Annotated in this window: 22 protein-coding genes; 12 read left to right on the forward strand and 10 right to left on the reverse strand. The window is 65.8% G+C overall.

Translation table 11 applies throughout. The features are described 5' to 3' along the window. Window positions 1-12: 12 nt before the first annotated feature. The 3 genes from N2603_RS33960 to N2603_RS33970 form a co-directional block, all read right to left on the reverse strand. Window positions 13-2,022: a HAMP domain-containing methyl-accepting chemotaxis protein gene (locus N2603_RS33960; RefSeq protein WP_260385557.1), complete on the reverse strand. Its 2,010-nt coding sequence runs from the start codon at window positions 2,020-2,022 to the stop codon at window positions 13-15. 375 nt (window positions 2,023-2,397) lie between these two features. Then, window positions 2,398-2,613 carry a DUF1127 domain-containing protein gene (locus N2603_RS33965; RefSeq protein ID WP_260385558.1) on the reverse strand — a complete coding sequence of 72 codons (216 nt, stop codon included), beginning with the start codon at window positions 2,611-2,613 and terminating at the stop codon, window positions 2,398-2,400. A gap of 5 nt (window positions 2,614-2,618) precedes the next feature. Continuing rightward, window positions 2,619-3,062 carry a nuclear transport factor 2 family protein gene (locus N2603_RS33970; protein ID WP_260385559.1) on the reverse strand — a complete coding sequence of 148 codons (444 nt, stop codon included), beginning with the start codon at window positions 3,060-3,062 and terminating at the stop codon, window positions 2,619-2,621. Window positions 3,063-3,153: 91 nt separating this feature from the next. Here N2603_RS33970 and N2603_RS33975 point away from each other — a divergent pair, with 91 nt between their 5' ends. Further along, window positions 3,154-4,071: a LysR family transcriptional regulator gene (locus N2603_RS33975; RefSeq protein ID WP_260385560.1), complete on the forward strand. Its 918-nt coding sequence runs from the start codon at window positions 3,154-3,156 to the stop codon at window positions 4,069-4,071. Window positions 4,072-4,189: 118 nt separating this feature from the next. Here N2603_RS33975 and N2603_RS33980 read toward each other — a convergent pair whose 3' ends face one another. Then, window positions 4,190-4,810 carry a glutathione S-transferase family protein gene (locus tag N2603_RS33980; protein WP_260385561.1) on the reverse strand — a complete coding sequence of 207 codons (621 nt, stop codon included), beginning with the start codon at window positions 4,808-4,810 and terminating at the stop codon, window positions 4,190-4,192. Window positions 4,811-4,938: 128 nt separating this feature from the next. On the opposite strand from N2603_RS33980, the gene N2603_RS33985 reads away from it, so the two are divergent. Continuing rightward, a complete protein-coding gene (locus N2603_RS33985; protein ID WP_260385562.1) occupies window positions 4,939-6,216 on the forward strand; it encodes a flavin-dependent oxidoreductase in 1,278 nt (425 codons plus the stop codon). Window positions 6,217-6,398: 182 nt separating this feature from the next. Here the strand turns inward: N2603_RS33985 and N2603_RS33990 are convergent, their stop codons facing one another. Both N2603_RS33990 and mutY read right to left on the reverse strand, forming a co-directional pair. Continuing rightward, window positions 6,399-6,818: a PaaI family thioesterase gene (locus N2603_RS33990; RefSeq protein WP_260385563.1), complete on the reverse strand. Its 420-nt coding sequence runs from the start codon at window positions 6,816-6,818 to the stop codon at window positions 6,399-6,401. Between the two features lie 52 nt (window positions 6,819-6,870). Further along, window positions 6,871-7,989 (reverse strand): A/G-specific adenine glycosylase, encoded by a 1,119-nt coding sequence (gene mutY, locus N2603_RS33995; RefSeq protein WP_260385564.1) that lies wholly within the window; start codon window positions 7,987-7,989, stop codon window positions 6,871-6,873. 109 nt (window positions 7,990-8,098) lie between these two features. Here mutY and N2603_RS34000 point away from each other — a divergent pair, with 109 nt between their 5' ends. From N2603_RS34000 to N2603_RS34045, 10 genes are all read left to right on the forward strand, one after another. Next, window positions 8,099-8,596, forward strand: a complete 498-nt coding sequence (locus N2603_RS34000) for a DUF721 domain-containing protein (protein WP_260385565.1) — start codon at window positions 8,099-8,101, stop codon at window positions 8,594-8,596. A 140-nt stretch (window positions 8,597-8,736) separates the two neighbouring features. Further along, window positions 8,737-9,393: a DsbA family protein gene (locus N2603_RS34005; RefSeq protein WP_018648824.1), complete on the forward strand. Its 657-nt coding sequence runs from the start codon at window positions 8,737-8,739 to the stop codon at window positions 9,391-9,393. Between the two features lie 218 nt (window positions 9,394-9,611). Then, the gene (gene smc / locus N2603_RS34010) at window positions 9,612-13,076 is read left to right on the forward strand and encodes a chromosome segregation protein SMC (protein ID WP_260385566.1); all 3,465 of its coding nucleotides are present in this window, start codon (window positions 9,612-9,614) and stop codon (window positions 13,074-13,076) included. Between the two features lie 112 nt (window positions 13,077-13,188). Continuing rightward, complete coding sequence (locus N2603_RS34015; protein ID WP_260385567.1) at window positions 13,189-14,157, forward strand: small ribosomal subunit Rsm22 family protein; 969 nt, start codon at window positions 13,189-13,191, stop codon at window positions 14,155-14,157. A gap of 85 nt (window positions 14,158-14,242) precedes the next feature. Then, on the forward strand, window positions 14,243-14,749 hold the full coding sequence (locus tag N2603_RS34020; RefSeq protein ID WP_260385568.1) for a hypothetical protein: 507 nt from the start codon (window positions 14,243-14,245) through the stop codon (window positions 14,747-14,749). 171 nt (window positions 14,750-14,920) lie between these two features. After that, complete coding sequence (locus N2603_RS34025; RefSeq protein ID WP_260385569.1) at window positions 14,921-15,481, forward strand: LemA family protein; 561 nt, start codon at window positions 14,921-14,923, stop codon at window positions 15,479-15,481. Between the two features lie 207 nt (window positions 15,482-15,688). Further along, window positions 15,689-16,897 (forward strand): M48 family metallopeptidase, encoded by a 1,209-nt coding sequence (locus N2603_RS34030; protein ID WP_260385570.1) that lies wholly within the window; start codon window positions 15,689-15,691, stop codon window positions 16,895-16,897. A gap of 209 nt (window positions 16,898-17,106) precedes the next feature. Beyond that, window positions 17,107-17,859 (forward strand): P-loop NTPase family protein, encoded by a 753-nt coding sequence (locus N2603_RS34035; RefSeq protein ID WP_018648829.1) that lies wholly within the window; start codon window positions 17,107-17,109, stop codon window positions 17,857-17,859. Window positions 17,860-17,921: 62 nt separating this feature from the next. Then, window positions 17,922-18,590, forward strand: a complete 669-nt coding sequence (locus tag N2603_RS34040; RefSeq protein ID WP_260385571.1) for a hypothetical protein — start codon at window positions 17,922-17,924, stop codon at window positions 18,588-18,590. An 86-nt stretch (window positions 18,591-18,676) separates the two neighbouring features. Continuing rightward, window positions 18,677-19,009: a GIY-YIG nuclease family protein gene (locus tag N2603_RS34045; RefSeq protein WP_260385572.1), complete on the forward strand. Its 333-nt coding sequence runs from the start codon at window positions 18,677-18,679 to the stop codon at window positions 19,007-19,009. Window positions 19,010-19,024: 15 nt separating this feature from the next. On the opposite strand, the gene N2603_RS34050 is transcribed toward N2603_RS34045, so the two are convergent. From N2603_RS34050 to N2603_RS34065, 4 genes are all read right to left on the reverse strand, one after another. Then, window positions 19,025-19,564 carry an adenine phosphoribosyltransferase gene (locus N2603_RS34050; protein WP_011085277.1) on the reverse strand — a complete coding sequence of 180 codons (540 nt, stop codon included), beginning with the start codon at window positions 19,562-19,564 and terminating at the stop codon, window positions 19,025-19,027. 117 nt (window positions 19,565-19,681) lie between these two features. Continuing rightward, window positions 19,682-21,847: an anthranilate synthase component I gene (locus N2603_RS34055; protein ID WP_260385573.1), complete on the reverse strand. Its 2,166-nt coding sequence runs from the start codon at window positions 21,845-21,847 to the stop codon at window positions 19,682-19,684. Window positions 21,848-22,120: 273 nt separating this feature from the next. After that, on the reverse strand, window positions 22,121-22,735 hold the full coding sequence (locus N2603_RS34060) for a hypothetical protein (RefSeq protein ID WP_018648833.1): 615 nt from the start codon (window positions 22,733-22,735) through the stop codon (window positions 22,121-22,123). Between the two features lie 31 nt (window positions 22,736-22,766). Beyond that, window positions 22,767-23,441, reverse strand: a complete 675-nt coding sequence (locus N2603_RS34065) for a dienelactone hydrolase family protein (RefSeq protein WP_260385574.1) — start codon at window positions 23,439-23,441, stop codon at window positions 22,767-22,769. Window positions 23,442-23,561 lie beyond the last annotated feature (120 nt).

Raw genomic sequence — 23,561 nt, forward strand, 5'->3', positions numbered from 1 at the left:
GGCCTTTTGCTTTTAGGCGGCGTGGACCGAGCTCAGGAATTTTGCGACTTCCTGCTTCAGCCGGTTGCTGTCCGAAGACAGCGAGCGCGCCGCCGACAGCACCTGCGAAGAAGCCGAGCCGGTCTCGGACGCGCCGCGCTGCACGTCGCCGATATTGGTCGAGACGCGCTGGGTGCCGTGCGCGGCCTGCTGGACGTTGCGGGAGATCTCCTGCGTCGCTGCGCCCTGCTGCTCCACGGCGGCCGCGACCGTCGACGAGATCTCCGACAGCCGCTCGATGGTGCCGCTGATTTCCCTGATCGAGCCGACCGATTGCTCGGTGGCGGCCTGGATGCTGGAAATCTGCTGACCGATCTCGCCGGTCGCCTTCGCGGTCTGCTCGGCCAGCGCCTTGACCTCGGAGGCGACCACGGCAAAGCCGCGGCCGGCTTCGCCGGCGCGCGCGGCCTCGATGGTCGCGTTCAGCGCGAGGAGATTGGTCTGGCCGGCGATGGTGTTGATCAGCTCGACCACGTCGCCGATGCGGGCCGCGGCCTTGGACAGCTCGCCGACGCGCTCGTTGGTCCGGCTCGCCTGACCGACCGCTTCGCTGGCAATGCGGGCGGATTCCTGCACCTGGCGGGCGATCTCCGAGACCGAGGACGAGAGCTCTTCGGTCGCGGAGGCGACGGCCTGCACATTCGCCGAAGCTTCCTGCGAGGCGCTCGCGACCTCCGTCGACAGATCCTGGGCGTGCGCTGCAGTCGTGGTCAGCGTGCCGGCGGAGGCTTCGAGCTCGTTCGAGGCCGACGACACGGTGTTCACGATCTCGCCGACCGCGCGTTCGAACTGGTTGGCCAGGTTTCTCATGTCAGCCTTGCGGCTCTCGGCCTGCCGCGCCTCGATCTCGACCTGCTCGTGGCGCAGACGCTCGGTCTCGACCATGTTGTCCTTGAACACCTCGATCGCCTTGGCCATGTCACCGATCTCGTCGCGATTGCCACGACCGGGGATCTCGACCTTGAGATCGCCGCCGGCAAGCAGCCCCATCGCGCGCGTCATCGAGGTCAATGGACCCACGATGCTGCGGGCGATCAGGAAGGCGACGATCAATCCGAACAGGACGGCGAGGCCGCCCGCGATCATCTGCACCGATGTCGTGCCCTCGATCACGGCTTCGGCGGCGGAGCGCGACGCCTTGTAGTCCTTCTTCAACGTGGTTTCCGCGACCTTGAGCTTGCCAATGCTCTCGACGATGAGCGGGGCGAGGTTCTTGTGGTAGATCTCATCGGCCTGGAGCATCGCAGCGGAGGTCGTCTCGAACGCGGATTTGTAGATGCCGAGCGAGGTCTTCACCGGGGCGAGCGTGGTCCGCAGCTCCGTCGCCTGCGGGCTCTTTTCGAGCGCCGAGAGGCGCTGCATCGCCCTGTCCACATTGGTCCTGAAGTTGGCGGGGCCCTTGGTGTCGCGCAGCGCCAGGAAACGCCAGTTGGCGATCTGAACCTGAAGGAGCCTGGATTCGAGGTCCGCGACGAGCGCCGCGGTGTCCTCATCGACGGCCGCGCGGGCCACATCGACCAGCTTGCCCATCTTGACGGTCAATTCGTCACCACTCGGCAGCAGCGTCGCCTTGCCGGTTCTCGCCTCGTTGACGGCGTCCCCGAGATTGTCACGCAGGCTCCGCATCCTGGCGATGTCGGTGATGAGATCTTCGTAAAGCTTGCGCCGCTCCTCGGAGGCCGTCCCTTGCGCCCCGACCTTCAACAGCTCGGTCGCCGCGGCTTCCCGTTCTTGAGCCTCCTTCATCGCAGGCTCGCTGGCGTCGTAGATGTAGCGCAGATTGGCCCGCTGGATCGCCTGGAGGTGAGTTGATATCTCCAGCACCCGCGCGGTGCTGTCCGATAGCGCCGATTGCTTGGCGACCTGATCCTGCACGGCCCGCAAATTCCAGACGGCAACCACCGCCATCACGAGACCAACCGCCACCAGGGCCATGAAGCCTGCGTACAGGCGTCCCCTGATCCGCAAACGAAATTTCGGCATTCCCACTGTCCACCAGATGCATGCGACTTCGAGCGGCCGAATCCGTTCGAGGATCGTCGTCGGCCACCCTGGCAGCCGCGCGTCACGTCCTTGCGACCCACGCTGCACCGCGACACAATGGGGGACACTCGTTAATTGAACCTTCTGATTTTTCGCGTCAGCGCGCCCGGGCTCATACAAAATCTGCTGATTTTATCGGCAGTTGCGCAGGGCTTTGGCGCATGGCCCTGCAGCCGCGGGCAGATCGTCGCATCGGGCCCCCCAAAGGGCGTTGGTTCGGCGGTTGCCTGCGTCACTCTGCCCGGTGCGCTCTCCAACGTGCAGGGGGCCGGCCCGACCGGGACCGGCACACGCTTTCCATGGCCGGTCCGCTCTTCATTTTCCGCGGCGGGGCTTACGCAGCTTGTAGGCAATCTCCGACCAGGTCATGCCGCAGTCCTGCAGCTCCCGTTCGGTCATGGCCTCGAGCTGGCATCGGGCCCGGGACCGCTCCCGCCTGATACGCATGAGATCCACCAGCGCCCGCCAAAGCCGCACGAACACCACCGGCTGTAACGGACGGGATCGGTCGGTGGCCGCGACGTCGTCCAATCCGCTCAGCTCGCGGCCCTCACCGGTGCCTGCGGAAACAGACCGAGCGCCTTCTCGGTCAGCACCGAGTCGCAATACTCGCGGATCTCCTTGATCTTGCCGTCCTCGAGTTGGAACACCAGGCAATAGTCGTTGTCGTAACGCACGCCCTCGGGCGTGACGTTGTCGCCCTTGGCCTCCACCACGACGATGTCGCCATCGGCGATGAAGCGGTGAGCCACGGTGCGCGTCCGGCCGCGCAGGCGGGTGCGCACGTAGCCGTGCAGGTCGTTGAGGATCGCCTCCTTGCCGGTGAAGGTGCGCGACCAGGAATACTGGCCGGTCACGACCCATCTGGCATCGTCGGCAAGGCTTGCGGTGAACAGGGCGCGGTCGCGCGCGGCCGGATCGCGGTTTGCGGCGGCGGCAAAGATATCCTGCATCAGTTTCTTGTTGGCGCTCGCACTCATGGCGGCATCTCCTTGTCATGGCAACGCAGAGATCATCGTCGGGCGATCGGCATTCTTCAAATCGATAGAGAATATGATATCTATTCGCCTGATGAATTTGAATTCGCTTGACCTCAACCTGTTGACCGCACTGGACGCGCTGCTGCGCGAGGCCAATGTCAGCCGCGCGGCCATGAGGATCGGCCTGTCACAGCCGGCGACGAGCCACGCACTGCAACGCCTGCGCGACATCTGCGGCGATCCGCTGCTGGTACGGACCGGCGCTCGGATGGAGCTGACGCCGCGGGCGCAGGCCCTGCGCGCGCCGCTGGCGCAGGCGCTCGACCAGGTCCGCGGGCTGTTCGTGCCTGAGGACTTCGACGCCGCGCGCAGCGAGCGGCAGTTTCGCCTGATGATGCCGGATCTCGCGGTCGAACTGCTGATGCCGCCGCTGATGGAGAAAGTGACACGTCTTGCGCCCAATGTCCGCATCGACGTCGTGCCGTGGCGGGGACCTGCGATCTTCCACGCCGAGTTCGCCCGTACCATCGACCTCGTGATCTCGATCGGCAATGCCTTCAAGGGGTTTCACCGCCAGCTGCTCTACACCGACAGCGACGCGCTGGCGGTGCGGCGCGGCCATCCGATGGCCGCGAAGCTGAAACGGCACGAGACGTTCCTGGCCGCGCGCCATGTCGGCGTGATCATTCGCGGCCAGCCCGAGGATCTGATCGACACCTGGCTGCACGCCAAAGGCATCGAACGGCACATCTCGCTGGTCGTGCCAGGCTATCTCGAGGCGCTGCATGTCGCCGCCCGCACCGACCTCGTCGCCTTCGTGCCGCGCCGGCTGATCGCGGCGCTGTCGAAGCAGCTCGGGCTCGTCACGGTGACGCCGCCGCTCGATCCCGGGATCGACGAGCAGTTCATGTTCCATCCGACGCGGGCGCAGATGGACCCGGGCTCGATCTGGCTGCGGCGGCTGATGCTGGAGACGGGACGGGGGTTGGAGAAGCGGAGGGCGTCGTAAGGCGGATTAGCTCCCGTAGGGTGGGCAAAGCGAAGCGTGCCCACCATCCCGCCGTTGTCTAGAAAGAACGTGGGCACGGCGCTGCCGCGCCTTTGCCCACCCTACAAGAGCCGGGCTATTACGCCTTCTGCGCGTCCATCACCTTGCGTATCGCCGGGCGATCCGACATGCGCTTGAAATGCTCCGCGATCTTGGGCGTGGCGTTGATGTCGACGCTGTCGCCTTCGAGCCAGTTCGAGAGCGTGTGGAGGTAGGGATCGCAGATCGTGAACTGATCGCCCATCACCCAGGGGCCTTTGAACATCTTCTGCTCGATCAGCTTGAAGCAGGCGGCCATGGTCTTCGGCACCATCGCCTTCATATCGGCAAACGAGCTCTCCTCCGTCGCCCAGCGCGCGCCGCGCATCTTGTGGGCGTGGTTGATATGCACGGTCGAGCAGAGATAGGAGTTGAACGACTGTACCTGGGCGAAGTCGAAGGGATCGTCCAACGGCGCGAGCTTCGCCTTGGGGAAGATCTGCGCGATATACGCCAGCATCGCCGGCGTCTCGGTCAGGACGCCGCGGTCGGTCACCAGGGCCGGCACGCGGCCCTTCGGATTGATGGCGAGATAGTCCGGGCTGTTCTGCTGGTTGTCCTTGAAGCTCAGCCGTTCGGCGGTGTAGTCGGCGCCGGCCTCCTCCAGGGTCATGTAGGTGGCGAGCGCGCAGGTGCCGGTGGCGTAGTAGAGCTTGAGCATGTCGGACCTCATGGGAAAATTGGAAAATACCCGCTGCCGGCACCCAGGTCCATAGCACGCCCTTCTCTTCGCAGTTGCCCACATCCGCCCGCCTGTGCCAAGACGCCTGCAATTGGAGGGGTCTTGTCATGACGGTACTCATCGCCGGTGGCGGCATCGGCGGGCTGACGCTTGCGCTCAGCCTGCATCAAATCGGCGTTCCCGTGAAAGTGTTCGAGAGCGTCGCGGAACTGAAGCCGCTCGGCGTCGGCATCAACGTGCTGCCGCATGCGGTGCGCGAGCTGATCGAGCTCGGTCTGATGGACAAGCTGGATGCCAGCGGCGTGCGCACGCGCGAGCTCGCCTATTTCTCCAAGCACGGCAAGCCGATCTGGAGCGAGCCGCGCGGGCTGGAGGCCGGCTATAAATGGCCGCAATTCTCGATTCATCGCGGCACGCTGCAGCAGATCCTGCTTGACACCGCGGTCGAGCGGCTCGGCGGCGACAACATCCTGACCAGCCATCATCTGACCAGATGGACCGAAACGGCGAACGGCGTCCGCGCCGACTTCATCGACAAGGCGACCGGCAAGGCCGCAGGGACCTACGAAGGCGCGATCCTGATCGCCGCCGACGGCATCCATTCCGCCGCACGAGAAAAGCTCTATCCGAACGAAGGCCCGCCGATCTGGAACGGCCGCATCCTCTGGCGCGGCGTCACGCCGGCAAAGGCCTTCCTGACCGGCCGCACCATGATCATGGCCGGGCACGAGATCCTGAAATTCGTCTGCTATCCGATCTCGAAAGAGCCGGATGCGGCAGGCAACCACCTGATCAACTGGGTCGCCGAGCGCCACATGCCGCCGACCTATCAGTGGCGGCGCGAGGACTATAACCGCACCGCGCGGCTCGAAGAGTTCCTGCCCTGGTTCGAGAGCTGGCAGTTCGACTGGCTCGACGTGCCCGGCCTCATCAGGAACTGCCCGCACGCCTATGAATATCCGCTGGTCGATCGCGATCCGGTGTCGCAATGGACCTTCGGCCGCGTCACGCTGATGGGCGATGCGGCGCATCCGATGTATCCGATCGGCTCGAACGGCGCCTCGCAGGCGATCCTCGATGCACGAACCATTACCCGCGAGATCCTGGCGCACGGCCCGACGCAAGCGGCCTTGCTCGCCTATGAAGCCGAACGCCGGCCCGCGACCACCGACCTCGTCCTGCTCAACCGCAAGAACGGCCCCGAGCAGGTGATGCAGCTCGTCGAGGAGCGCGCGCCGGACGGCTACAAGATGGTCACCGACGTGCTGTCGCAACAGGAGCTCGAGAATATCGCCGCGAACTATAAGCGCGTGGCGGGATTCCAGGTCGAGGCGCTGAACGCGAAGCCGCCGATCGTGAGCAAGGATGCGCGCGCGAAAGTGTGAGTTAGCCACTCAGACGCGGACTGCTCTTCACCTCTCCCCGCTTGCGGGGAGAGGTCGGATCGCTCTTGCGATCCGGGTGAGGGGGTACAGGTCTCACGACAATCGTATGCGCGGAGAGAGGCCCCTCACCCCGCCCTCTCCCCGTAAGAACGGGGCGAGGGAGCGAGAGAGCGGCGCCCGCCTTACTTCACCACCCTCGCCGCTTCCAGCAGCCGCTCGCTCGCGCTGGCCGTCGCCAGCACCGTGCCGTCTTCCGCCATCAGCTTGGCCTCGACGAACGCGATCGTCCTGCCGAGCTGTGTTACCTTCGCTTCACCAATGATCGGCCCAGGCTTGGCGGGGCTGAGGAAATTCACGGTCATGCTGATGGTGGTGGTGTAGAGCCGGCCCTCGCTCATCACCAGCACGGCGGGACCCATGGTGTCGTCGAGCATGGCCGAAAGCATGCCGCCCTGGATGAAGCCCGCCGGATTGCAGAACTCGGGTTTGCCCTCGAAGGCGAGCCTGATCCAGCCCTCCTCGGGGCGAGCATCGAGCAGGCGCCATCCGAGCAGTTCGGCGCAAGGCGGCCTTGGAAAATTGTCGAGCGCGGTCTTGACCATTGGCAGCCTCCGTGTCGCGCCCTGATAGCTTAACGCTGCTGCCAGCGTGCTGTCAGGAGGATGCGCCCGACGAAAGATCCAGCGCGTGCGCAATCACCTTGCGCATGACGTTGGGCAGCGCTTCGTCGGCAAGCGTCGCGATCGGCACCCAGCGCATGCCTGCGGGCGCGCGGGTGCGGGCTTCGGCCTTCGCGGTGTAGACCACCAGCTCCAACGGAAAATGCGTGAAGACGTGGGTGACCACGCCCACCTTGCGCTGCCAGCGCGACAGCGCCTTCAGCTCCGGCGCCTGCTGCTTCGCCGTCGCATCCTCTTGTCCGGCGACCCAGTCCGAGCCCGGGACTTCCGTCATGCCGCCGAGCAGGCCCTTCTCGGGTCTTGAGCGGACGAGCACTTCGTCACCGCGCGTCACCACGAAGGCTGCGCCCCGCCGCAGCGCTCCGCTCTTCTTCGGTGCCTTGCGCGGAAACGTCTCCTGGGTGCCTTGCGCGCGCGCCGTGCAATCCTCAATGAACGGGCACAGCGAGCAGGCCGGCTTCTTCGGCGTGCAGATCGAGGCGCCGAGATCCATCAGCGCCTGAGCGCTGTCGCCGGCGCGCGAGTTGGCGGGCAGAGTCGCCGCCAACTGCTGGATCAGCGGCTTTGCCTGCGGGAGCTCGTCTTCAACGGCAAAGAGCCGCGACACCACGCGCTCGATATTGCCGTCGACCGGCATGGTGTGGCGATCGAACGCGATCGCCGCAATCGCCGCCGCCGTGTAGGGTCCGATCCCCGGCAGCGCGCGCAGGCCCTCCTCGGTATCGGGAAAGGTGCCGCCATGCTCGCGCGTCACCGCGACCGCGCAGGCGTGGAGATTGCGTGCACGTGAATAGTAGCCGAGCCCGGCCCACATCCGCAGCACGTCGTCCAGCGAGGCCCGCCCGAGCGCCGTGACGTCAGGCCAGCGCGCGACGAACTTTTCGAAATAGGGGCCGACCGCCTTCACCGTGGTCTGCTGCAGCATGATCTCGGACAGCCAGACGCGGTAAGGGTCCGACGCCTCGCCGGGCGCGGCGCGCCAGGGCAACCGGCGGCGATGACGGTCGTACCACTGGAGGAGCAGCGTCGGACGCGCTGAGGTCTCCGGTAGAACGGGTTCCGATTTCACTTTCAGGGCGGATCTGCGGCTCATGCGCTCACTGTAACGGCGCCACGCCAATCTCTCCACGGCATGCCCGCGCTGGCCGTGGGCATCCACGTCTTTCTTCGTGGCGGCGCGCCCGCGGTGCTATAAAGCCCCCATGTCCAAATCCGGCCCCATCTTCAAGCCCGGTCCCATCAGCGCAAAACCGCTCGGGATCCTGCTCAACGACGTCTTTGCCGAGGCCTACGCCAAGCAGGGCTTTGCCGCGCGCGAGCTGGTGACGCGGTGGGCGCAGATCGCGGGACCCGAGATCGCCGCCCATGCCGAGCCGCTCAAGATGCAATGGCCGCGGCCGGTCGAGGGCCAGCCGCAGGAGCCGGCGACGCTTGTGCTGCGGGTCGAGGGACCGATGGCGCTGGAGATCCAGCACTCGGCCGACGTGATCCTGGAGCGGGTCAACCGCTTCTTCGGCTGGAGCGCGGTCGGCAAGCTGGCCTTCCGCCAGGCCCCCCTGTCGCGGCCGAGGGCCCGGAAGCGGCCCGGCCCGCCGGACCCCAAGGCGGTCGCCAAGGTAGCCGAGAGCCTGACCGACATCGAAGATGAACAATTGAAGTCGGCGCTGGCGCGGCTCGGGGCCGCCATCAAGCGAAATTGAGCCTCATTTCGCGGGCAATCTGGACCCGTCCTTGCGGCGCGCCATTGCCTCAAGCGACGTTTCAAGCTAGCGACAGGCCGCCCGGGCGGGAACCTTGACCCGATCCTTTGGGCGACACTTTGCCAATCCGGGAGCCGACCTTGATCATCACCCGCCGCGCCTTCACCACGATGCTGTCGCTGACCGGGCTTGCCGCGGTCGCCGGGCTCTCGCCGCTGCGGTTCATCTCCGAGGCGATGGCACAATCTGCCGCCGATGTGGCGAAGCCGGTGTCGCTGCCCGACATGGCGCTCGGCCCGAAGGATGCCGCCGTCACCATCACCGAATACGCCTCGATGACCTGCCCGCATTGTGCCGCCTTCAACGAGCAGGTGTTCCCCAAGATCAAGTCGGAGTACATCGACACCGGCAAGGTGCGTTACATCTTCCGCGAGTTCCCGCTCGACATCAAAGCGGCCGCCGGCTCGATGCTCTCGCGCTGCATCGCCAAGGACGACGCGCCGAAATACTTCGCCGTCACCGACATGCTGTTCCGCCAGCAGAGCGACTGGGTGCTGAAGAACACCACCGAGACCCTGACGCGGATCGGCAAGCAGGCCGGCCTCACCCAGCAGCAGGTCGAAGCCTGCCTGAAGGACCAGGCGCTGCTCGACAAGATCGCCGCCGACCAGAAATATGCCAGCGACGTGTTGAAGGTGGATTCGACGCCGACCTTCTTCATCAACGGCGAGAAGATCAAGGGCGAGGCCTCGTTCGAGGAGTTCGCCAAGAAGATCAACCCGCTGCTGAAGAGCTGATTCGCTCGTCAAGATCCTGATTCGCATCTCGAAAGCCGTATCTTTCCCGGCATAAATCCCTTGGGAAAAGCGGCTTTCGCCGGTTGCCCTCGCGGCGCACCGCGGCCATTGTCCAGCCGCATGAGGCGCCTCGCGCGACTCGCCCCGGATAGCGACATTGCCTTCCATGGTATTGTCCCGGCAGGGGGATTCGCGCCTGCCAACAGAGATGCGTGCTTATGAAAATCACCCGCCTGCGACTTCACGGCTTCAAGTCCTTCGTTGAGCCCACGGACTTCGTCATCGAGCCCGGCCTGACCGGCGTGGTCGGTCCCAACGGCTGCGGCAAGTCGAATCTCGTCGAAGCGCTGCGCTGGGCGATGGGTGAAACGTCGTACAAGTCGCTGCGCGCCGCCGACATGGACGCGGTGATTTTCGCCGGCTCCGGCAACCGTCCCGCGCGCAACCACGCCGAAGTGACGATGACGATCGACAATGCCGATCGCACCGCGCCTGCGGCGATGAACGACAGCCAGCTGCTCGAAATCTCCCGCCGCATCGAGCGCGAGGCCGGCTCGGTCTACCGCATCAACGGCCGCGACGTGCGCGCCCGCGACGTGCAGATCCTGTTCGCCGATGCCGCCACCGGCGCGCGCTCGCCCGCCCTCGTCCACCAGGGCAAGATCGGCGAGATCATCCAGGCCAAGCCGGAGCAGCGCCGCCGCGTGCTGGAAGATGCCGCCGGCGTCGCCGGCCTGCACGCGCGCCGCCACGAGGCCGAGCTGCGGCTGAAGGCCGCCGAAACCAACCTCACCCGCGTCGAGGACGTGATCGGCCAGCTCTCGGGCCAGATGGAAGGCCTGAAGAAGCAGGCCCGCCAGGCCGTGCGCTATCGCGAGGTCGCCGCCAAGGTCCGCAAGGCCGAAGCCACCCTGTTCCACCTGCGTTGGATCGGCGCCCATGCCGACGTCAACGAATCCGGCCAGACCCATGATCTCGCGGTGCGCGAGATGGCCGAGCGCACCCAGCACCAGGCCGAAGCCGCCCGCATCCAGGCGATCCGCGCCGCCGAAATGCCGGCGCTGCGCGATGCCGAAGCGCGCGCCGCCGCCGGCCTCCAGCGCCTGACCAATGCCCGCGAGCTGCTCGACCGCGAGGAAGAGCGCGCCAAGGAGCGTGTCGCCGAACTCGAGCGCCGTCTCGCGCAGTTCGAAGGCGACATTTCCCGTGCTCAGCAACAAACCATGGATGCCGACGTCGCGCTGCAGCGGCTCGACACCGAAGACGCCGAGCTGAAGGAAGAGATCAAGTCGCGCGTCGAGAAGCGCTCCGGCGTCGACGAGCGCGTCGGCGAGGCCGAGGCGGTGCTGACCGAGACCGAGCAGCAATTCGCCGAGCTCACCACGGCGCTCGCCGACCTCACCGCCAAGCGCAATCAGTTAGAGGCCAACGTCCGTACCCATCGCGACAAGCTCGCCCGGCTCGACCAGGAGATCGCGAACGTTGCGGCCGAAGAGCAGAAGCTCACTGAAGCGACCGGCGGCTTCGGCGATCTTGACGAGCTGACCGCTCTGGTCGAGACCGCGGAGCAGACGCTGGCGGCTTCGGAAGCCGCGGCGCAGGCCAGTGAAGCCGCCCATGTCGCGGCGCGCCAGACGCTGGAATCCTCGCGCTCGCCGCTGAACGAGGCCGACAAGCGCGTGCAGCGCCTGGAGACCGAGGCGCGCACGATCTCCAAGATCGTCAACGGCGAGACCAAGAATCTGTGGCCGCCGATCATCGACGGCATCACCGTCGACAAGGGTTTTGAAAAGGCGATCGGCGCCGCGCTCGGCGACGATCTCGACGCGCCGATCGACCCGTCGGCGCCGATGCGCTGGACCAATGTCGGACACACCGAAGGCGATCCGGAGCTGCCCGAAGGCGCCGTTCCGCTGTCCAACCATGTGCAGGCGCCGGCCGAGCTGGCCCGCCGCCTCGCCCAGATCGGCGTGGTGCCGCGCGAGCGCGGCGCCGAGCTGGTCTCGCAGCTCAAGACCGGTCAGCGGCTGGTCTCGCCTGAGGGCGACGTCTGGCGCTGGGACGGTTTTGTCGCCGCGGCGCATGCCCCGACCGGCGCGGCGCGTCGCCTTGCCGAGCGCGCCCGCCTCGTCGACATCGAGAACGAGCTGGAGCAGGCCCGCATCGACGCGCAGATCAAGCGTCAGGCGCTGGAGAATGCCGAGTCCGAATTGCAGATGGCCGCGAGCACCGAAGGTGCCAGCCGCGAAGCCTGGCGTGCCGCGCAGCGCGAGCTGAACGTCGCGCGCGAGCGTCATGCCACCGCCGAGCGCGAGATCAGCCGCCACGCCGCCCGCAAGGCGACGCTGTCGGAAGCGCACAGCCGTCTCGCCGCCGACCGTGCCGAGGCCGAGGCCGCCTATGAATACGCCGAGGCCGGCATCAGCGAGCTGCCGTCGAGCGAGGACACCGAGACCCGTCTCGCCGCCGTCCGCAGCGACATCGAGGCTCATCGCCGCATGGCCGCCCAGGTCCGCGCCGAGGCGCAGGCGCTGGCGCGTGAGGCCGAGCTTGCCGACCGCCGCGTGCAGGCGATCCTCGCCGAGCGCACCGAGTGGGCGAACCGCAAGGAGAGCGCAGCCTCCCATATCGACACCATCCAGGCCCGTATCGCCGAGCTCACGATCGAGCGCAGCGACCTCGAAAACGCGCCGCAAGTGTTCGCCGAGAAGCGCAGCGCGCTGATCACCGAGATCGAATACGCCGAGAACGACCGCCGCATGGCCGCCGACGCGCTCGCGACCGCGGAGACCGCGATGGCCGAGACCGACCGCGTCGCCAAGCTGACGCTCGAAGCGCTCTCCAGCTCGCGCGAGGCCACCGCGCGCGCCGAGGAGCGCATGGAAGGCGCCCGCCGGCGCCTGGAGGACATCGAGCGCGAGATCCGCGACATGCTCGAGGTCGAGCCGCAGGCCGTTGCCGGCCTCGCCGAGATCGAGCCGGGCGCGGAGCTGCCGCCGCTGCACGACATCGAGGAAGACCTCGAAAAGATGCGTCGCGACCGCGAGCGCCTTGGCGCCGTCAATTTGCGCGCCGAGGAAGAGCTGCGCGAGGTCGAGACCCAGCACACCGGCCTCGTCACCGAACGCGACGACCTGGTGGAAGCCATCAAGCGGCTGCGCCAGGGCATCCAGAGCCTCAACAAGGAAGCCCGCGAGCGGCTGCTGACCTCGTTCGAGGTCGTCAACAACCACTTCAAGCGCCTGTTCGTCGAGCTGTTCGGCGGCGGCGAGGCCGCGCTGCACCTGATCGAGAGCGACGATCCGCTCGAAGCCGGTCTCGAGATCATCGCAAAGCCGCCGGGCAAGAAGCCGCAGACGCTGTCGCTGCTCTCGGGCGGCGAGCAGGCGCTGACCGCGATGGCGCTGATCTTCGCGGTGTTCTTGACCAACCCTTCGCCGATCTGCGTGCTGGACGAAGTCGACGCGCCGCTCGACGACCACAACGTCGAACGCTACTGCAACCTCCTGCACGAGATGACCGGCTCGACCGACACGCGCTTCATCATCATCACGCACAACCCGATCACCATGGCGCGGATGAACCGTCTGTTCGGCGTCACCATGGCCGAGCGCGGCGTGTCGCAGCTGGTGTCGGTGAGCCTCGCCGAGGCGGTGGACATTCTCGACCAGAACGTGGCGTGATATCTTTGCCGTCATTCCGGGGCTCGCGAAGCGAGAACCCGGAATCTCGTGCCACCATCTCTAGATTCCGGGTTCGCGCCAGGCGCGCGCCCCGGAATGACGGCGAATGAAAATGGTCTCGCCCACCCTCCCCGCCGAACTGAAAGCCGCCCTCGACGGCAAGCTGCAGGGCTTCTCCCGCACCGACGCGGCGCAGCGATCGCAGAAGATCTCGACCACCTACCGTGCCGGCGGCGGCTCCGGCACGATCAAGTCGGAGGCCGACGCGCTCGCCTACGCACTGGCGCGCATGCCCGCGACCTACGCGGCCGTGGCCGCGAGCCTGAACGCACTAACCGAGATTGTACCGGACCTCGCCCCAGAGACGCTGCTCGACGTCGGCGCAGGCCCGGGCACCGCGAGCTGGGCCGCCGCGGAGGCGTTTCCGTCGCTGCAGGATTTCACACTGCTCGACGCCAATGCCACGCTGAGTCGGCTCGCACTCGAACTGGCTCGCGACAGCACGCGCCTCGCGGAGTGCCGCCATCTGCCGGGCGATGCCGGCGGCAACCTCGCCGAGGTCTCGCAGGCCGATCTCGTCGTGGCCAGCTACATCATCGGCGAGCTCGGCGAGAGCGATCAGCGCAAGCTCACCGAAGCGATGTGGGCCAAGGCGCGCCACGCGCTGGTCGTGATCGAGCCCGGCACGCCCGCCGGCTACGCCCGCATCCTCGCGCTGCGCCAGCAGCTAATCAGGGCCGGGGCCTACGTCGCCGCCCCCTGCCCGCACGAAAAGCCCTGCCCGCTCGCCACGCCCGACTGGTGCCATTTCTCCCAGCGCCTGCCGCGCTCGCAAGCGCACAGGCAGATCAAGGGCGCCGACGTGCCGTTCGAGGACGAGCGCTTCATCTACGTCGCGCTGACCCGCATGCCACCGGCAACGCGCGCCACGCGCGTGCTGGCGCCGCCGGATGTCGGCAAGGCCGAGATCACCGCGAAGCTGTGCACCGGGGAAGGTGTGGTCATCACGAAGGTGCCGCGGCGCGACAAGCTGGCCTATGCGGACGCAAGGCGTTGGCGCTGGGGTGATACGACGAGCTAAGTATCAAAGATTGAGACTGGTGCCGGCTACAACTCTTGCCGATTACCGGCTATCATGGGCCGCACTTCGGTCGGATCACCGCACAATGGTCGAACCTCATCCAACCGTCCTGGACGGAAAGCTCACCTACGTTTCGTCCAAACCCAGTTCGGGCGCAGCCATCGGCGGGATCGTCATTGCCCTCGGCTTGATGTTGGTTTTCGCAAAGGGCGCGACCGGAACGGTCGTGACGCCTGCAGGCGCGGCTGGGCTTCTCATCGCCCTCGTCGTGCTCGCGATCTCTCTGCTTCTGACGGTCATGCGACGCTGGACCGTGGAGTTCGATCTCACCGGTCAAAAGTTGACGATTTCGCAAAGCCTGCTTGGCCGCCCGAACACGATCGTTTTCGATTGTCCGCTCGACGAATGCATCCGAGTTGGAACGATGGAATACCGCAACGAGGGCGGAGCCAGTTACGGTGCCTATGTCGAGCTGAAGCAGGGTGGGAAATATTCCATTCCCCTACCAAACGGGACGCTTCGCGATGTCAGTCTCGCCGTATCGCATCTGGTGCGTGCCACCGGCATCCCCAGGTTCGATACCGTGGCGTAACCGGCAGCCACCCGCCATTGCCGAAAGTTAACCCCGATCCGCGCTTTTGCCTTGAACTCGGACGGTTCCTGATCCGACCAAGTCTTGCCTCCCCTCTGCGCCGGGGCTCTCGCCCTGCGCCAATTTGGTCTACTCTAGCGCCTGCTCTCTTCCCCCCTTCAGGAGTTCTCCATGTCGACCGGCTGGATCGTTCTCGGCGTTGTCGTCGTCCTCGTGTTCCTGGCCTTCAGTGCCTACAACCGTCTGGTGGCGCTGAGCCAGCGCGTCGGCCAGGCCTTTGCCGATATCGACGTGCAGCTCAAGCAGCGCCACGATCTGGTCCCGAACCTGGTCGAGACGGTGAAAGGCTATGCCTCGCATGAGCGCGGCACGCTCGACGACGTCATCAAGGCACGTAATTCGGCGATGTCCGCGCAGGGGCCGGCGCAGGTGTCCGCGGCCGAGACCCAGCTCTCCGGCGCGCTCGGCCGGCTGATCGCGCTGTCGGAGGCCTATCCCGACCTCAAGGCCAACGCCAACTTCCAGCAGCTCGCGAGCGAACTGTCGGACCTCGAGAACAAGATCGCGGCCAGCCGCCGCTTCTTCAACAACGCGGTCCAGGAATACAACACCGGCATCCAGCAGATGCCCGCCGCTTTGTTCGCCGGCATGTTCGGCTTCACCAGGAAGGACTTCTTCGATCTCGGCGCCAGCCGCACCGAGGTCGAGGCCGCGCCTCAGGTGAAGTTCTGATTGCTGCGTAGCCGGCTTCTCACCTTTGTCGTTCCGGGGCGCGTCGAAGACGCGAACCCGGAACCTCGACCGAGACACTAAGCTCCAGATTCCGGGTTCAGGCCGTCCAAGTCGGCTGTTGCCGACTTGGAACACCAATACTACCGAACTCGGGTAAACCCGAGTTCGGGCCTGCCCCGGAATGACAGGAGTTAAACGGAAGCAGCCATGGCCGCGTATGGTCTCTACACGCACATCGCCTCGAACAAGTTTCGTTCGATGCTGCTGCTCGCCGGCCTGTTCGCGCTGGTCTACGTACTGGTCTATGCCGGCGCACTGGTCGCCGAAGTTCTGATCGACAGAAACCGGACCGTCGCCTTCTACCTGAGCCACGCCTTCTACGACCTGAAAGTCGCCGCACCGGTTGCGACGATCGTGACGGCGGTCTGGGTCGTGATCGCCTATTTCTTCCACCAGTCGATGATCGACGCGGTGACCGGCGGCCACGACGTCACCCGGCAGGAAGAGCCGCGGCTCTATAATCTGCTCGAAAATCTCTGCATCTCGCGCGGCATCACCATGCCGAAGCTGAAGATCATGGAGAGCCCGGCGCTGAACGCGTTCGCGACCGGCCTCAACCCGCGGCAATATTCAGTCACCGTCACCACCGGCCTCCTCAACGCGCTGAACGACAAGGAGATCGAGGCGGTGCTGGGCCACGAGCTGACCCACATCAGGAACGGCGACGTGCAGCTGATGGTGGTCGCCGTCATCATCGCCGGCGTGGTCGGCTTCTTCGGCGAATTGTTCTTCCGCCTGTTCACCAATTTGAGCTGGAACTCCGGCGGCTCCTGGTCCTCGGGCTCCTCCTCGTCGTCGCGCTCGTCCTCGTCGTCGAGCGACAGCAAGAGCTCCGGCGGCGGTGCGGTGATCGTGATCATCATCGCAGTTGTGCTGATCGTGGTGGCCTGGCTGATGTCGCAGGTGGTGAAGCTCGCGCTGTCGCGCTCGCGCGAATATCTCGCCGACGCCGGCTCGGTCGAGCTGACGAAAGATCCGGATGCCATGATCTCGGCGCTGCGCAAGATCGAGAATCGCGGCGAGCTGCCGGGCGCAACCTCGGCGGTGATGGAGCTCTGCGTCGACAATCCGCGCGAGGGCTTTGCCGACCTGTTCGCGACCCACCCTTCCGTGCAGTCCCGGGTCGACGCGCTGGTCAAGTTCGCCGGCGGCCATGATCCCGGTCCGCTGCCCGACCCCACTGACGAGACGGATCAGCCCGAGACGGAGCAACCCGAGACGAAGGATGCCCCGCCGCCGCTGTCGCAGGGGCCATGGGGCGATGCAGCCGGTCCAGCCAATCCGCCGCCCGTTCCCGCACCACACCCCTCAGAGGCCCCGACAGCCAATCCGATGGGACCGTGGGGCCGTCACTGAGCCATGTGATCGACCGCGGTTCGTTGCGGGTTTGACACCGATCGGGAAAAACCTCGGGAATTGCCGCAACCGGGGCGCAAGGAATTGAATTCTCCCTTGTTTCTGCCATCTTCGCGCCCAACAGCAGACTTGGGACGTCTTTCGGGACATCGATTTGGGGCCCGGCCGATTGCGACCTCGCGATCGGGGGCGCGCGTTAGGGGACAGCAATGGCAAAGCCGGCAGTGGTTGTGGTGGGCGCGGACAAGGGCGGGGTCGGCAAGACCACGGTATCGCGCACCCTGCTCGATTATTTCTCAGCCAACAACGTGCCGACGCGCGCCTTCGACACGGAGTCGCCGCGCGGAACCCTGAAGCGCTTCCACCCTGACATCACCGAGATCGTCGACATGACGACGACGTCGGACCAGATGAAGATCTTCGACACGCTCAACGCCGTCAGCCCTTCGGTCACTGTCATTGACGTCCGCGCCGGCCTGCTCTCGCCGGCGCTGGCCTCGCTGCGCGACATCGGCTTCCTCGACGCCGCCAAGGCCGGCCAGATCACCTTCGCGGTGTTCCACATCCTCGGACCCTCGATCGCCTCGCTGGAGGAGATCGCCGAGACCGCGGGCTTCATGACCGGTGCGAAATATTTCCTGGTCAAGAACTTCATCAACGACACCCAGTTCTTCCAGTGGGACCAGGCGACCTATAATTCCTACTTCCATCGCATCAAGGACGCGACCGAGCTCACGATCCCCAAGCTCAACGAAATGGCCTATGAGCAGGTCGAGGTGTCCTCCGTCCCGTTCCTGAAATTCGTCGCCAACAAGGGCATCAGCGACGAGGCCGCGAACTATTCCTTCGTGCTGCGCGGCTACGTCCGGCACTGGCTGGCCAATGTCTGGAGCGAGTTCGACCGCATCCGCCTGACCGACATCGTCGGTTCGAAGCCTGCGACCCGCAACACCGAAAAATAGTTGCGGACCCCGGACGGATTCGGCTGGATTGGGCGACAAGTTCGCTCAAATAATAGCCTGCAATGTCCGCAACGCCCGTCTACATCATCTGCTCGCCCCGCCCGCAGGTCGGCAAGACCCTGCTGGCGCGGCTGTTGAGCGAATTCCTGTTGCTCAAGAACGGCAACGTCGCGGCCTTCGACGTCAACCTGAAGGAACCGTCGCTGCTGGACTATTTGCCGAAGATCACGGAGACCGCCGACGTGATCGATACCTACGGCAAGATGCAGCTGATGGACCGCGTCATCGTCGACGACGGCCTCGCCAAGGTGATCGACCTCGGCTTCCACGCCTTCGACGAGTTCTTCAAGATGACCGAGGAGATCGGCCTGCTCAAGGAAGCGGCGCGCCGCCATGTCGCGCCCCAGATCCTGTTCGTCGCCGACACCGACCGCGTCTCGGCCCGCGCGCATGAGATGCTGCGCGGACAGATCCCGCGGATGAACCTGATCACGGTGGACAATGAATATGTCGTGCGCGGCGAGCTGCCGCCTGCGATGGAAGGCGGGCGGCTGTTCCGCCTGCCCGCGCTGCCGGGATTCCTCAAGACCTATATCGACCGGCTCAGCTTCTCCTTCACCGGCTATCTGCGCCAGGAGAAGGACCACTCCACCGAGCTGCACCAGTGGACCCGCAGGAATTACCTCGCGTTCCGCGAGCTGGAGCTCAACCTGATCCTGCAGAGGTCGTAGATTATTTTACCCGGATAATATTGACTGCGGGCTGGAGCGGGCTTATTGAGGCCGACATCGGTATTCCTCAACAAGGTCCTATCCCCGTGAGCATCGACCGGAAAGCAGCGATCGCAGCCTACAAGGAGCGGAAGACCGTTGCGGGCATCTACGTCGTCCGCTGCGCGGCCTCAGGCGAGGCCTGGGTCGGCCAAGCGCCGAACCTGGAGACGATCCAGAACCGCATCTGGTTCTCGCTGCGCCAGGGCAGCCACACCTGCCGCGGCCTCCAGGCGGCCTGGAACGCGCATGGCGAGGCAGGCCTGACCTTCGGCGAATGCGAGCGTCTGGAGGATGAGGACAGCGCCTATGTCAGGAACGCACTCCTGAAGGATCGCGTGCTGCACTGGCAGGCCGAGTTGAAGGCAGAGGCGATCTGACGATCGCGCCGACCTTTAGTGCCCCTCGAACGTCATCAGCGTGCGCACCGGCACGTCCATGGCGCGCAGCTTGGCGGCGCCGCCGAGCTCGGGCAGGTCGATGATGAAGCAGGCGGCGACGACGTTGGCGCCGATCTGGCGCAGCAGCTTCACTGCGCCCTCGGCGGTGCCGCCGGTGGCGATGAGGTCGTCGACCAGGATCACGCGCTCGCCGGGCTGGATCGCGTCGACATGCATCTCCATCTCGTCGATGCCGTATTCGAGCGAATAGGCGATGCGCACCGTGGTGTGCGGCAGCTTGCCCTTCTTGCGGATCGGCACGAAGCCGGCCGAGAGCTGATGCGCCACCGCGCCGCCGATGATGAAGCCGCGCGCCTCCATGCCGGCGACCTTGTCGATCTTGTTGCCGGCCCAGGGATTGACGAGCTCGTCCACCGCGCGGCGGAAGGCGCGCGCATCCGCGAGCAGGGTCGTGATGTCGCGGAACATGATCCCCGGCTTGGGATAGTCGGGAATGGTGCGGACGCTCGCCTTCAGATCGTGGTCAAAGGTCATGGTTATCTCGCTCTGGCTTTTCCACCGTCATTGCGAGCAAAGCGAAGCAATCCAGTTCTTCCGCTGCAGCAGTCTGGATTGCTTCGTCGCTTCGCTCCTCGCAATGACGGCCCTTACTCAACTCGCCCCAGCACCCAGCCGGAACGCATTCTCAACGATACGTAGTCCCACCTCGCCGCCGAGCGACATCAGCGATTCCGGGTGGAATTGCACCCCGGCGACCGGCAGGGTCTTGTGCTCGAGCGCCATGGCGACGCCGTCCTCGGTGCTCGCGGTGACATCAAGCACCTCCGGCATGCTGTCGCGCTCGACGAAGAGCGAGTGATAGCGGCCGATGACGATCTCGTTCGGCAGGTTGCGCATCAGGCGGCCGCCGCGCACCTGGACCCGCGAGGGACGGCCATGGGCGGGATGGGTGAGCTGGCCGAGCTCGCCGCCGAAATATTCCCCGATCGCCTGCACGCCGAGGCAGACGCCGAACACCGGCAGCTTCTTCTCCAGCGCCGCATCGATGGTCTTCCTGATCCCGAAATCCTCAGGGCGCCCGGGGCCGGGTGACAGCACCAGCAAGTCCCACCTCTTCTGCTTGAGCATGTCGAGCGCATGCACATAGCGGACCACGGTGACGCTGGCGCCGACCTGGCGGAAATAGTCGGCGAGCATGTGCACGAAGCTGTCGTCGTGATCGATCAGCAGCACCTGCTTGCCCGACCCGGTGGCATCGGGCGCGAAGGTCGAGAGCGGCTTCGGCGGATCGCCGCGCAGCGCCTGGAACAGGGCTGCCGCCTTGACCTGGCATTCGCGGTCTTCCGCGGCGGGATCGGAGTCGAACAGGCAGGTGGCGCCGACGCGCACTTCGGCAAGGCCATCCTTCATGCGGATGGTGCGGATGGTGAGGCCGGTGTTGATGCTGCCGTCGAAATTCACAGCTCCAATGGCGCCGGCGTACCAGCGCCGCGGCGAGCGCTCGTGATCCTCGACGAACTGCATCGCCCACAGCTTCGGCGCACCGGTGACGGTGACGGCCCAGGCATGGGTGAGGAAGGCATCGAGCGCATCGAAGCCGGGGCGCAGCATGCCCTCGACGTGATCGACGGTGTGGAACAGTTTTGAGTAGGTCTCGATCTGGCGGCGTGCCAGCACCTTGATCGTGCCGGGCACGCAGACGCGCGCCTTGTCGTTGCGATCGACGTCGGTGCACATGTTGAGCTCGAACTCGTCCTTCTCCGAGTTCAGGAGCTGGCGGATCTGCTCGGCATCGCCGATCGCATCAAGGCCGCGTGCGATCGTGCCCGAGATCGGGCAGGTCTCGACGCGCCGGCCGTCCGAGCGCACGAACATTTCCGGCGAAGCCGAGACGAGAAACTCGCCTTCACCGAGATTCATCAGCGCGCCATAAGGCGACGGGTTGATGACGCAGAGGCGCTGGAACACTTCGGCCGGCGAGCGATCGCAGGGTTCGGCGAACAGCTGGCCCGGCACGGCCTCGAACAGGTCGCCGCGGGCAAAAGCGGCGCGTGCGGTCTCGACGGTGGCCTGATATTCCCCGGGGGCGTGATCGGCAAAGCCCTGGCGCGGCGTCTTCAGATACGGGCTGTCGGCGGTCTCGCGCGGCAGACCCTCCGTGGATTTGCCTTTCCAGGCGAAGTCGTAGGAAAGCACCACGCCGCGGCCGGTGGCGCGGTCATAGGCCAGCAGGCGATCGGGCACGTACAGCACGATGTCGCGCTGGTCGGCTTCCCGCGCGCGCTTCTGCACGAGGTCCTCGATCTGGAACACGAGGTCGTAGGCGAAGGCGCCGAACAGGCCGAGCAGCCCGTCATCGTTGGTGGAGAAGGCGGCGACGAGGTCGCGCACCAGCGACATCACGCTGGCGCGCCGCGTGCGCTGGTCTTCCTCGACCGGGGCATCGCCGCGGATGATGTGGCCGGCAAGCCGCGTCGCCGTCTTCTCGGAGATGACGACACAGGGCTCGCGCAAAACGTCAGCGAGGAAGGCGATCAGCACCTGCCCGCGCGCGTTCAGCGCTTCCAGCTTGAAATTGACGCCTGATGTCTCGAGCTTGAGCGGCGGATCGGAGAAGCCGAGGTCGAAACTCTCGTAGCGGCCGGGCACGGTCGTGCCCGAGGACAGCACCACGCCGCGGCGGCGGTCGAGCAGGCTTACGAGATCGTCGAGCCTGTTGGCGCCGCCGGTGAACTGCTCCGCCACGCGCGTGATCGCGAGACCGGCGCGGGTCGCGTATTCACTTCTGGCCGGGAGGGCAAAGACTGTCCTGTTCATGTGATCCTCTTGGGGTCCTCTTACGAGACTTGCCGAGGGAACGCCACACAGGACAAACGATCAGGCCGCCGCGCTGTGCTGGCGACCTTCGACGATTTTGAGAAAAGAAATCGCACCGGCCACCTCGTCAGGAGGTGCGCCACCAACGACGGGCTGGGCGGACGGCGGTGCTCATGGGCGGGATACTCACCATGGCTCGGGGGCGGCGTCAAGGGCCGGAACCTGGGCCGGTTCGGACTGAAGTGCCCGCCAGCCGGGGATTGCTGCGCGTGACTAAAGCTCGTCGGCCTGAGGCACCCAGTCGAATTTGCGTTTCTTCCGATCCCATTTCAGGACAGAGCTCTCGTCGCATTCCATGCACGCCGAGGCGACCAGCGTGCCGCCCTTCCCCTTCCGAAGCGCGCCGAACTGACGGTCCGTGTGCACAGCGTTGACAAACCGGACCTTGGGCTTTCCGTCGGCGGGGTGATCGAGGATCAGGATGAACCGGCCCTTCGGACCGGCGCAATCCTGAAAAACGCCAACCACCGCGACCTGTCTTGCCGCCGTGTCGTCGAAGCGGCCTTCGACGGCAAACGACATGCCGGCTGACTGCATCACATCGACGCCACCTTCGAACAGAAGCTCTTTCGGAATCAGGTCCTTGCGGAATTCAGTCGCCTTGCACCAGCTCTTGCGGATCTGGTTCGCGGGGATGCCGCGAACCTCGGTCGTGAATGGATGGAAATCCGCAATGACCCACCAGGCCTCCTTCTTGAGGTCGCCGTTCAGCGTGACGAATGCCTGCTGCGCCGCCGCCTGAGCCGTCGTCAGCGCGGTGACGCTGGCAACGCCGACCATCGATCCAATGATCAGCCCAAGAAGGCGCGTGAAAGACGACGTCGACATGCTCCGTTGCTCCCGATCGGTCGCTCCGGTCTCACCCCAGATGCTTCCTGAAAAACTCCGTCGCCCTGCCCCAGGCGAGCTCGGCGGCTACGCGGTCGTGCACGGCCTGGCGCTGCTCGTTGACGAAGGCGTGCTCGGCGTCATAGCGGAACAGCTCGAGCGACTTGCCGGCGGCCATCATGGCCTTCTCGAAGCCGCCCACCAGCTCCGGCGTGCACCAATCGTCCTTGTTGGCGAAATGGGCCTGCAGCGGGATCTTGACGTCGGCGGGCTTGGCCGCCTGCTCCGGCGGGATGCCGTAGAACACGACGCCGGCGGCGAGCTCCGGGATTTTGGTCGCGCCGATGATGGTCACGGCGCCGCCGAGGCAGAAGCCTGTGAGCCCGACCTTGGCGCCGTTGCGCGACAGGTACTGCGTGGCGCCGCGCACGGTCTGCGTGGTGGCGTCCATGAAGTCGAGCGAGTTCATCTCCTTGTTGGCGCTCTCCGTGTCGTGATACGGCACCACCTTGCCCTTGTAGAGATCGGGCGCCAGCGCATCGAAGCCGGCGAGCGCGAAGCGGTCGCACAGGCCCTTGATCTGGTCCGACAGGCCCCACCATTCCTGGATCACGACCACGCCCGGCGCGTTGCCGCGCGCGGCATTGGCGAGATAGCCCGATGCGTCCTTGCCGTCCGGGCGCTTGAAGGTGATGGCGGTTCCCATGGTGTCCTCCGGGTGAGTTTTTGGGGGAGCGGTTGGCGGTATTTTGGCGGGTGAGCGAGCGATACGCAATCGCGCCAAACAACACACTCTCGTGCCCCGGATGCCGCGCGGCGCGCCGCC

The organism is Bradyrhizobium huanghuaihaiense (genome assembly GCF_025200885.1).
GTDB classification, from domain to species: domain Bacteria; phylum Pseudomonadota; class Alphaproteobacteria; order Rhizobiales; family Xanthobacteraceae; genus Bradyrhizobium; species Bradyrhizobium huanghuaihaiense.

Bases quoted from the DNA above. Each gene is read 5' to 3' on its own strand.
- smc (WP_260385566.1), top strand. From the start codon at position 9,612: ATGAAAATCACCCGCCTGCGACTTCACGGCTTCAAGTCCTTCGTTGAG.
- N2603_RS34025 (WP_260385569.1), top strand. From the start codon at position 14,921: ATGTCGACCGGCTGGATCGTTCTCGGCGTTGTCGTCGTCCTCGTGTTC.
- N2603_RS33960 (WP_260385557.1), bottom strand. From the start codon at position 2,022: ATGCCGAAATTTCGTTTGCGGATCAGGGGACGCCTGTACGCAGGCTTC.
- N2603_RS34065 (WP_260385574.1), bottom strand. From the start codon at position 23,441: ATGGGAACCGCCATCACCTTCAAGCGCCCGGACGGCAAGGACGCATCG.
- N2603_RS33990 (WP_260385563.1), bottom strand. From the start codon at position 6,818: ATGGTCAAGACCGCGCTCGACAATTTTCCAAGGCCGCCTTGCGCCGAA.
- mutY (WP_260385564.1), bottom strand. From the start codon at position 7,989: ATGAGCCGCAGATCCGCCCTGAAAGTGAAATCGGAACCCGTTCTACCG.
- N2603_RS33980 (WP_260385561.1), bottom strand. From the start codon at position 4,810: ATGCTCAAGCTCTACTACGCCACCGGCACCTGCGCGCTCGCCACCTAC.
- N2603_RS34055 (WP_260385573.1), bottom strand. From the start codon at position 21,847: ATGAACAGGACAGTCTTTGCCCTCCCGGCCAGAAGTGAATACGCGACC.
- N2603_RS33970 (WP_260385559.1), bottom strand. From the start codon at position 3,062: ATGAGTGCGAGCGCCAACAAGAAACTGATGCAGGATATCTTTGCCGCC.
- N2603_RS34060 (WP_018648833.1), bottom strand. From the start codon at position 22,735: ATGTCGACGTCGTCTTTCACGCGCCTTCTTGGGCTGATCATTGGATCG.
- N2603_RS33975 (WP_260385560.1), top strand. From the start codon at position 3,154: ATGAATTTGAATTCGCTTGACCTCAACCTGTTGACCGCACTGGACGCG.
- N2603_RS34040 (WP_260385571.1), top strand. From the start codon at position 17,922: ATGTCCGCAACGCCCGTCTACATCATCTGCTCGCCCCGCCCGCAGGTC.
- N2603_RS34030 (WP_260385570.1), top strand. From the start codon at position 15,689: ATGGCCGCGTATGGTCTCTACACGCACATCGCCTCGAACAAGTTTCGT.
- N2603_RS34000 (WP_260385565.1), top strand. From the start codon at position 8,099: ATGTCCAAATCCGGCCCCATCTTCAAGCCCGGTCCCATCAGCGCAAAA.
- N2603_RS34035 (WP_018648829.1), top strand. From the start codon at position 17,107: ATGGCAAAGCCGGCAGTGGTTGTGGTGGGCGCGGACAAGGGCGGGGTC.
- N2603_RS33985 (WP_260385562.1), top strand. From the start codon at position 4,939: ATGACGGTACTCATCGCCGGTGGCGGCATCGGCGGGCTGACGCTTGCG.
- N2603_RS34015 (WP_260385567.1), top strand. From the start codon at position 13,189: ATGGTCTCGCCCACCCTCCCCGCCGAACTGAAAGCCGCCCTCGACGGC.
- N2603_RS34020 (WP_260385568.1), top strand. From the start codon at position 14,243: ATGGTCGAACCTCATCCAACCGTCCTGGACGGAAAGCTCACCTACGTT.
- N2603_RS34050 (WP_011085277.1), bottom strand. From the start codon at position 19,564: ATGACCTTTGACCACGATCTGAAGGCGAGCGTCCGCACCATTCCCGAC.